This is a genomic window from Candidatus Izemoplasma sp., from assembly GCF_982632705.1.
Map to the genome: position 1 here is coordinate 1 of NZ_CEXEES010000060.1, position 9,263 is coordinate 9,263.

Consider the following 9,263-nt stretch of genomic DNA (forward strand, 5'->3'; position numbering starts at 1 on the left):
ACATTAATACATATGAGAGTGTTCCAATAGCTATAAATAAGATCTCTTTTTTTAATTGATCACTTTTTAGTAACCACTGAATTGACATTTCATCTTTGGAAAAGTAAATAGAAATATATCTCAACCAAAAACCAAGAGAGAAAAAGAGTCCTATGTTAATGAAAGGGATAACTAGGTCTCCCTGGTATAACCAACCACCGAATACTCCAAAATAAATTTCTATTTGAATATCTTCATTCAATAAGGGGAAGAATGAAAAAATAACTCCAAATATAAGTATAAACGTGTGAATCAAAACTCTGTTTCTTATGATTGCCTTCATTGTACTTACCCCCGATATAAAAATAGTATAGCTAGATTATATCATATTGAGTAAGTAATTCAGCAAAAATTGTAGTTTTGTGTTACAATATTTTTATGATATTATCGCCGCTTTAGCTCCAATCGGTAGAGCAAATCCATGGTAAGGATGAGGTTGTTGGTTCAAGTCCAATAAGCGGCACCATTATATAAGCAAAAGACCTTGTTTGGTCTTTTTTTATGTCAAATGTGTCATTTTACTTAGGTGAAAATATGTTATACTTGTATTTGAGGAGGGATTTACATGAAAAAGCTTTTCGTTTTATGCTTATTATTTGTCTTAGTAGGTTGTGAGGAAGAACCTGTTAAGGAAGATCCAAAGAGTGATTGTTACTCAGAGAATGTAGAGGTAGAAACATATTGTGAAGCGTTTGATTCTATCAGTTTGTTTGGGTATGATGTTGTATACGATATTACAATGTATGAAAGTAGAAGTACAAACGTGGATTGGATGGAAGTACTGTATCAGTACCCTGATTTTTATAATAGGTTATTGCCTTACGTTGATAGTTTAGAATTTGACGATTCAGATATGACTTTTGAAGTAATGGATGTGTTTGGTGTTGATGTTATCTATACAGATCACAATGATAATACACACAAAAAGAGTTTCTTTGTTGAAATAAGAGATGCAGGAGTAGTTCAGATTCCAAATGGTGACTTTGTCCATGTTGTTGAAGGTGGATTTGTCAAAGATATGGGGAATGCAATATTAACGATAGATACCCATAAAAATGGTATGTTTGTACTATTAATGGAGTATGATGATGGATTTGAATGGTATTTAAAAGAATACATTTATAGACATGCTGAGATTCCGGTTTATAGCAATTTGCAAGTTGAGATATCAAAGATGTATTTAGGTATTAAAGTTGAACTTGTACTAATAAATGAAGATGAATCAAAATCAATTGTTGATGCACATTATGTAATGCATAATGATTATATTATGGATAGTGAAACAATCCTTGAGGATGGATCAGAAGAGGGTGTTGTTACTAATCTACCGACAAAAGATGGTTTAACGTATCAAGTACTTGATCTAGTAGTAAATACAACAACTCAGGACATGGAAGTTACATTCCAGATATTAGATGGAGAGACTATTCTATTTAGTGAGGTTGTTATATTAGAAAATGAAAATGATTTCCTTATTTTAGATACAGGAGATATAGCTTATTCAGTACAAATTACTAGATACGGTTTGAACAAGATGATTGTATCGCTATTTAGTGATGAATACAATCATCAAATACAGTACACAAATATCCCTAATAACTAGGTGATTATGATATAATATAGACCATAGAGATTTTTATGGTCTTTTTTTTGTAACTTATCTTACTAAGATTGAATTGGAACAAATATACTTATAAAGTATAGGTGTGGAGGCATCGTATGAAACTTACATGTGTGAATGACAGAGGGGAAAAAAGCATCGATTTAGAAGATGTGCTATATTTTGAAGCATTCAAGGATGATTGTTTCTGTTTTACTATGGATAATAAATACAGAGTTCGGAAACTAAAATTATATGATTTAGAGAAGTACCCGGAATTTGGATTTATTAGAACTCACAAGAGTTTTATCGTGAATGTATTTAAAATAATAACTTTAACTCCACAACTCAATTCAAAAATAAAGATAAGAATGAAGAATCGCGAGGTTTTATATATCAATAGAACATATATAAAACCATTCAAAGCGTATTTAAAGAAAGGAGACTATAAAAGATGAATATAATTGAGATTAGTATATTAGTAGTACTTAGTGTTTATGTTTTATATGTTTTCTGGAAAATATATACAACAAAGAAATTTGAAGGATTACTTGAAAAGAAACAAGAAACAAGCGGTGTTATAGAATTACGAAGAACTCCATTTAAAAGAGAAATGTCTTATGTGTCAGGGTTAGTTATACTACTTGTCGCAGTTCTAAATGTTGATTCATTTGGTTTTAATAAAGTTACAGATACTGAGCAAAGTAATATTTTTGTACTTGAAGATGTTATAAGTAAAGAACTTCCTGAACTGGTTGATCAAACTAATAGAGGAGTATACATTGTCACAGTCAACTCAACAGCAACAATTGATGATTATTCTGAATCAATGGGTGAAGTTGAGTATGTTAACTATAGTTATTATGACTCAATAGAAACCGAACTGAATGTTTATGAAGGCAATGTTCTTAGTACCAATGTTGCTTCGAGTGTTATATTAACTACAAATACGCATGATATGGTAGTTGAAAACTTCACAGTTGTGATTGATGCTGAATTTAATGTAATCGAGAATACATCTTATTTAGTAATTGGGGGATATGTTGATGAAGATACTGCAAATGGATTAGATGATGAACGATTGAATATTGGGGCATTCTTATATCCTTGGACAGTGATTGTGATTGAGGGGTATGATCCTAATAAAAGCTATGAATTACAATCAGAAGAAGTTAAAATATTGATTGATGGATTAATTAAAGAATATTATGATTAAAACAAAGACAATTGTCTTTGTTTTTTATGTTATAATACTGTTGGTGATACTATGACAAAAGGAAGAATAATATTTATAGCAATTGTAGCGATTTTATCTATTGGTTTGATTGTGTTTACAATGAACCTAAAAGGATATGAAAAAATTGGTCGTGTAAATGAATATGTATTGTATTATGACGAAGCAAGAGTGAATGATAATGCGCTAAGTGGATATGTGTTAAAGCAAGGGTTTTATGAAGTGACGTTAATAGATGCACTTGCTAATGATGAGTTATCCGATGAATATGTAACCATTATCTACGATATGATCGAAGAATGGGTGAATGAACATGAAGCGACTGATTAACTTCTTCATTCTTTATCTTTTATTTGTTGTAATGTTTGCATTTGTCATTAGTAATAATGTAACTGGTGTTGAATGGTGTGGAGTTGGGAGACTGTATTTCACAGTTTTACATATTGCTATATTGTTACTATCAGTGATTTTTATCAACAAGGCGCAGTTTGATGTTAATCAAAGATATATAGCAAGACTTAGCGTTAGTATATTGTACTTATTTTTATTGTATATGTTTTTAACATTTGATATTTTTATTGTAGGGTGTTACTCTACTTAGGAGACAATAGGAGGACGATTATGAATTTTAAATTTAAAATGGATGTTACGGAGAAAGATTTTCTTGTATTTTACAAGCATCACTTAAAGAAAACATTATTAAAACCACTTAGTTTAGTGATTTATGCAATATTCTTTATCTTTTTAGTTGTTGGACCAATTATAGCTAAACAGTATGAAATGTATATCTATTTACTATTCTTTGCTTTAGTAATTACATTTGTTGTTACAAGTATAAGTAGAAAAGGAAAGAAAGTGTATGAAACAAATAAAGAAGCGTTCTTAATGACGTATAATTTAGATGATACACAGATCAAGTTTTCTACTACAAAAGGTGAAGCCGTTAAACTTTGGAGTGAGTTTCATACGATTTATGAAGTAGAAGGGTATTATTTCATCTACTTAAAAAACAAAAGAGGGTTAGTATTTGTTAAGGAACAGTTGCCGTTAGACGCATCAAACTTCTTAATAGCAAAAGCAAAACAAAACATGTCACCAAAAAATATAAATCTACTAGATAAATAACAGTTTATACTGTTATTTTTTTGTTCAATCTTTAAAAAGAATTGCATATATGATATAATTTTTGTGGGTATTTCGAAGGGAGACATCAATGAGTATTTTATGTATAGATAATTCAAATACGATTAGAAAAATAGTTGGAGATTGTGTTACCGATTTAAAATTTGATTTCTTTGAAGCTGAAAACGGTAAAAAAGGGCTTGAAATGGCCAGCGATATTAAGAATCTGGAAATGATTATTCTTGATTGGAATATGCCGGTGATGAGCGGAAGAGAAACATTGACGAAGATAAGAGAAACGTATTCAGATTTAACAGTTTTAGTATTGATTAAATTTGCGAACAAAAACCAAGTGATGGACGCTGTTGACCTTGGAGCAACAAACTATATGTTGAAACCTTTTAATGTTTCAGCATTACAAGACAAAATAAATGAAATGATACAGAATGCAGGTTAACTGCATTTTTGTTTATTGAGGTGATTTTATGCATATTGAGATTTATGACAATGGAATAGAAATAGAAGATATAAAAGATGTCCCACATAGAACTGCGTGTAGAGGGATCGTTAAGAAAGATGGGTTATATCTTTTAACGAAACTTAACAATGATATTCATATGTTTCCTGGTGGCGGAATAGAAGCAAATGAAGTTCCAGAAGAAGCATGTATCAGAGAAGTATTAGAGGAAACTGGAATTACAGTGAAGGTTGTAAAAGAAACAGTAAGAATCACAGAGTATTTCATTGATTCAATGTGGACTAATATTTACTTCATATGTGAGTATGTGGAACAAACAAACAATCCATCTCTCACAGATGAAGAAAAAGAACTAGGGTTAGAAACAGTATGGAAGACAGAATTAGAACTACTAGATACATTTGAAAACAACATGACAAAGCATGTTCATGGGCCAAATGTTCATAATAGAGAGTTTTTAGGATTTATTAATAGTATTGAGGGGTGATTAAATGAGTATGAATATTACAAAAAGTAAGTTTATGGAGTATATCAGATGTAGAAGATATCCTGCCTTAAATCATATTCATAACCGTAAAGATATGGATGATGCATTGAATGATCGTTTCCATGATTTACTAAACAGCTTAGAATACGATGAGAATTTAGATGAAGATTTCTTAGATGTAGATTTAGAGCATTTAAGAGTTATGATGCCTTATTACGATAAAGTAGAGATTGAATCTGCGAAAAAAGTAATAAGTCATTTTGGTGGAACAACAAGATATAGTACTGACTTTGGAGAACAAAAACTATTTATTAGAGATTATAAAACGTTTAGTCTTCAATGCTATGTCGATATTTACAACAGAGGTGGAAACGGAATAAACATCATCGAAGCCAAAGCCACCACAACAAACAAATTTTTAAGTCTAGGATATACAGAAAACAAAATCAGATATGATTTATTTTATAAAGATGAGTTTGGAGTACTTCATTTAAACGAAAAAAGAGACCCAGAACTTCTTAGTAACTCAAAATATCTAAAACAAAGAAACAAACTCTTTGATCGTTACACAGGTGTTGGTGTATACGTTCTTGATTTAGCGTTTCAGAGGTTTGTTATAGAGGAAGACATCAAAGATGCCAAATACTATTTAGGTGTCTTAAATCACGAATATGTGTTTGATGGACAATACATAGATGGAGAACCAATCTACAATGATGATATAACGTGTTTGGTTGATTTAACTGAAGTTACAAAAGAGTTATTACCTAAAATTCAAAATGAGTTAGATGAAGTCATTGATAGAATAATAAAGGATGATGAATCAAGAGTACATCTTGGGAAACATTGTGAGTTAAAGAAAATGAGACAATGTGCGTATAAAGATGTTTGTTATGATCGTTTTCCAGAAAAAAACAGTATTTTAGAGTTTTTAGACAAACATCATGGTTTTAAGGATCCTGAGGGTGTAAAACATGAGTATTTTGATTTGATTGAAGAAGGATACTATAAAATGGTAGATATTCCTCATGAATGGTTATCTAGAAGAAATAATCAGATCCAAAGAGATGCGGCCATCACAAAAAAAGCATATTATAACAAACAAAAATTAAGAGATGGAATCGCAGAAATTAAGTATCCAATCTATCATTTAGATTTTGAGAGTTTCCCTTGTCCTTTCCCAAGGTTCAAAGGAGAACGCTCATACATGCAAAGCTTGTTTCAGTTCAGTATTCATATCGAACGTGAACCAGGAGTGTGTGATAAGGAATCAGATCACTATGAATTCCTAAGTAAAGATCATAATGATAATAGAGAAGAACTTGTTCGTAAAATGTGTGAAATCATCAAACCTGATGGTGGTTCAGTCCTTGTATATAATGAAGCATTTGAAAAGACAAGAATTAAAGAACTAGCTCAATTCTACCCAGAATATACAGAACAATTAAGTGATATCAGTAGTCGTTTATTCGACTTGCTTCATATTGTAAAAACCAACAGTAAACTATATAAAAATCTAGGATATAGTGAAGAAGATAGTAAAACGGTTAATTACTACAGTGAAGACCTTCACGGTTCATTCAGTATTAAAAAAGTATTGCCAATCTTTAGTGATTTAACATACCAAAACATGGAAGTTGGAAACGGTATGGAAGCTGTATATACTTACGCTGGATACAATGAATTTGATACAGAAACGTTACATCAAAAACAAAACGCGTTGATCGAGTATTGTAAACAAGATACTTGGGCTATGGTTGAGATATTGAGAGAACTCAGAAAGATTTAAGTTAAACTGTTTACAAAACCCTATATTATGATATAATATAACGGTATTTTTAATAGGAGGAATTATAATGGCAAAATTAGATAACATTGCAGGAAGTAAAGTAAGAGTAGAAATAGAAGTAACAAGTGAACAATTCGATCATGGGTTAGCTCATGCATTCGACAAAATAAAAGACACAGTAGAAATCAAAGGATTCAGAAAAGGTAAAGTTACTCGTTCTGTATTCGAAAAACATTACGGTGTTGAAAGCTTATATGAAGAAGCAATCAACCACGTTATGCAAGAAACGTATGTTGAAGCAATTATGGAAAACAACTTAGAAGTTGTTGCACAACCAAAAATTGATTTAGACATTACAAAAGTTGAACAAGGTAAATCATTTACGTATGTTGCTGAAGTAGCAGTAAAACCAGTTGTTACATTAGGAGAATACAAAGGATTAGAGTTCGAAAAATTATCTGAAGAAGTGACTGAAGAAGCAGTAAACACTGAAATCGAGAAATTATTAGAACAAAATGCAGAATTAGCACTTAAAGAAGAAGGTACTCTAGAAAATGGAGACACTGCAATCTTTGATTTCAAAGGTAGTGTTGATGGAGAATTCTTCGAAGGTGGAACTGCAGAAAACTACGAATTAAAAATAGGTTCAGGACAATTCATCCCTGGATTTGAAGAGCAAATGGTTGGTATGGCAATCGGAGAAGAAAAAGACGTTAACGTTACATTCCCTGAAAACTACCAAGCAGAAAACTTAAAAGGTAAAGATGCTGTATTTAATGTAAAACTACATGAAATGAAAGTAAAACAATTACCTGAATTAACTGAAGAATTTGTTACAGAATTAGAAAAAGAAGGAATTGACTCAATCGAAGCGTTAAAAGCTGACGCTAGAGAAAAATTACAAACTGCTCTAATCGCTGACAACAAAAACAAAAGAATTGATTTCGTAGTAACAGAAGCTACTAATAACTCTTCATTCGAATTACCTCAAGAGATGATCGAAGAAGAAAAAAATAGATTAATGGATAACGTAACACAACAAGCTAAGCAATATAACTTAGACTTAGATACGTATCTAGGATTTACTGGAATTTCAAAAGAAGATTTCGAAAAGAACTTATTAAATGACGCAGCACGTTCTATTAGCTACAACTTAGTAACTGAAGCAATCGCTAAAGCAGAAAAAATTGAAGCGACTGAAGAAGAAATGGAAGCTAAATTAGAAGAACTAGCAGCTCAATACAACATGGGAATCGAACAAGTTAAAACTGCGATCAATCCTGAAGCAGTAAAACACGAAGTTGTTTACAAAAAAACAATCGAATTCTTAGAATCTACATTAGTAATCAAATAAAACCACTCATTGAGTGGTTTTTCTTTACCCAAGGGGCTTGTCAAGAACCTAATATATTAGTACAATAGAGAAAAGGTGGTGATCATATGAAAATCAATGGAACAAAAGCAAGTGAAGGTATTGTTATTGGAAAAGCACATGTGTTGAATGAATATGTTCACGAGATTACACCATTTACAATATCAGATAAAGGAGAGGAACTGTCCTTATTTGATCATGCATTAACAAAAGCTACAGAAGAACTAGAAATTATCAAGAAAGATACCTTACACATACTTGGTGAGGATTACGCAATGATTATCGATGCGCAAATAGCAATGGTGAATGATCCATCAATATACCGAGCAGTCCAAAACAGTATAAACGAGGAATCTTTAAACGCTGCATACGCATTCAACGAAATATGTTCACATTATATCAGCGTATTTGAAGAAATGGATAATGATTATATCAAGGAACGAGCAACTGATATTAGTGACATTCAATCACGTGTATTAGACAAGTTACTAGATAAGACTGAAATCAATCAATCATATAATGAAAACACAATTATAGTAAGCAACGATATATCACCAAGCCTAATCGTCCAATTCGATTTAAATGTAATCAAAGGGTTCGCTATAAATACCGGTAGTGATTTAGCACACAACGCCATTATCGCACGATCGTTAGAACTTCCAGGGGTTGTAGGTACAATAAACATTACAGATCATGTCCAACAAGGAGATACTATCATTCTAAATGGTAAAGATGGATACATCATCGTTAATCCAACAGATGATGAAATCCAAGAACACCTCGTAGCTATTGAGGAAATCGCTAAAAAAAAAGTAAGATTAGATAAATACACCAAAAGAAGTACACTCACAAAAGACGGACATCATATAAAAATACAATCAAACATCACATCGGTGTATGAGTTACCACAACTTTCAAAATATAATAGTGAAGGTATTGGTTTGTATCGCACTGAATTTCTATATATGGAACGAGATAGTTTTCCGACATATGAGGAACAATTAGAGGTATATGACAAAGTACTAAACTATGATAAAAATCAAAAAGTAGTCATTAGAACACTGGATTTAGGTGGAGATAAGCAAATATCGTTTATGAACTTAAAAGAACTTAAAAATCCTAGAGGGAATCGTGGAATACGA

12 protein-coding genes and 1 tRNA gene are annotated in these 9,263 nt (G+C 31.4%); 12 read left to right on the forward strand and 1 reads right to left on the reverse strand.

Translation table 11 applies throughout. The features are described from left to right. Nucleotides 1-322 (reverse strand): hypothetical protein (locus AC2LE6_RS07435; protein ID WP_484478637.1); only part of this gene is annotated, 322 nt, incomplete at its 3' end. A 106-nt stretch (nucleotides 323-428) separates the two neighbouring features. Here AC2LE6_RS07435 and AC2LE6_RS07440 point away from each other — a divergent pair. From AC2LE6_RS07440 to AC2LE6_RS07495, 12 genes are all read left to right on the forward strand, one after another. Further along, nucleotides 429-505: transfer RNA gene (locus AC2LE6_RS07440), tRNA-Thr, on the forward strand. 99 nt (nucleotides 506-604) lie between these two features. After that, complete coding sequence (locus AC2LE6_RS07445) at nucleotides 605-1,642, forward strand: hypothetical protein (protein WP_484478638.1); 1,038 nt, start codon at nucleotides 605-607, stop codon at nucleotides 1,640-1,642. 116 nt (nucleotides 1,643-1,758) lie between these two features. After that, on the forward strand, nucleotides 1,759-2,097 hold the full coding sequence (locus AC2LE6_RS07450) for a LytTR family DNA-binding domain-containing protein (RefSeq protein WP_484478639.1): 339 nt from the start codon (nucleotides 1,759-1,761) through the stop codon (nucleotides 2,095-2,097). After that, nucleotides 2,094-2,855, forward strand: a complete 762-nt coding sequence (locus AC2LE6_RS07455; protein ID WP_484478640.1) for a hypothetical protein — start codon at nucleotides 2,094-2,096, stop codon at nucleotides 2,853-2,855. Before AC2LE6_RS07450 ends, AC2LE6_RS07455 begins: the two co-directional genes overlap by 4 nt. A 51-nt stretch (nucleotides 2,856-2,906) precedes the next feature. Then, entirely contained in the window at nucleotides 2,907-3,203 is a 297-nt protein-coding gene (locus AC2LE6_RS07460) for a hypothetical protein (RefSeq protein WP_484478641.1), read from the forward strand. After that, a complete protein-coding gene (locus tag AC2LE6_RS07465; RefSeq protein ID WP_484478642.1) occupies nucleotides 3,187-3,474 on the forward strand; it encodes a hypothetical protein in 288 nt (95 codons plus the stop codon). The genes AC2LE6_RS07460 and AC2LE6_RS07465 overlap by 17 nt, the downstream gene beginning before the upstream one ends. Before the next feature lie 20 nt (nucleotides 3,475-3,494). Beyond that, the gene (locus AC2LE6_RS07470) at nucleotides 3,495-3,998 is read left to right on the forward strand and encodes a hypothetical protein (RefSeq protein WP_484478643.1); all 504 of its coding nucleotides are present in this window, start codon (nucleotides 3,495-3,497) and stop codon (nucleotides 3,996-3,998) included. Between the two features lie 88 nt (nucleotides 3,999-4,086). Next, on the forward strand, nucleotides 4,087-4,452 hold the full coding sequence (locus AC2LE6_RS07475; RefSeq protein WP_484478644.1) for a response regulator: 366 nt from the start codon (nucleotides 4,087-4,089) through the stop codon (nucleotides 4,450-4,452). A gap of 28 nt (nucleotides 4,453-4,480) precedes the next feature. After that, nucleotides 4,481-4,960: an NUDIX hydrolase gene (locus AC2LE6_RS07480; RefSeq protein ID WP_484478645.1), complete on the forward strand. Its 480-nt coding sequence runs from the start codon at nucleotides 4,481-4,483 to the stop codon at nucleotides 4,958-4,960. Nucleotides 4,961-4,964: 4 nt separating this feature from the next. Continuing rightward, the gene (locus AC2LE6_RS07485) at nucleotides 4,965-6,749 is read left to right on the forward strand and encodes a DUF2779 domain-containing protein (RefSeq protein ID WP_484478646.1); all 1,785 of its coding nucleotides are present in this window, start codon (nucleotides 4,965-4,967) and stop codon (nucleotides 6,747-6,749) included. 67 nt (nucleotides 6,750-6,816) lie between these two features. Next, complete coding sequence (gene tig / locus AC2LE6_RS07490; RefSeq protein ID WP_484478647.1) at nucleotides 6,817-8,103, forward strand: trigger factor; 1,287 nt, start codon at nucleotides 6,817-6,819, stop codon at nucleotides 8,101-8,103. 86 nt (nucleotides 8,104-8,189) lie between these two features. Beyond that, nucleotides 8,190-9,263 (forward strand): phosphoenolpyruvate-utilizing N-terminal domain-containing protein (locus AC2LE6_RS07495; protein WP_484478648.1); only part of this gene is annotated, 1,074 nt, incomplete at its 3' end.